Origin of the sequence: Synechococcus sp. BDU 130192, assembly GCF_963876085.1 — a bacterium.
Lineage (GTDB): Bacteria > Cyanobacteriota > Cyanobacteriia > Cyanobacteriales > MRBY01 > MRBY01.
On sequence record NZ_CAWNNO010000057.1, the window covers coordinates 1 to 210 of the forward strand.

Genomic DNA, 210 nt, shown 5'->3' on the forward strand with positions numbered 1-210 from the left:
GCGGTAAGAAAGTTCCCACTCACGACCCATGTAGCAGAAAACACCAATGAGGAAGTGGAAAATTACCAACTGGTAAGGGCCACCGTTGTACAACCACTCATCTAGAGAAGCAGCTTCCCAGATGGGGTAGAAGTGGAGACCAATTGCGTTAGAAGAAGGTACAACTGCGCCAGAGACGATGTTGTTACCGTAGAGAAGAGAACCTGCGAC

1 pseudogene is annotated in these 210 nt (G+C 49.0%); it reads right to left on the minus strand.

Features of this window, described 5'->3' with window-relative positions:
• Positions 1-210: pseudogene (locus AACT35_RS12545) on the minus strand (photosystem II q(b) protein); the annotation flags it as partial.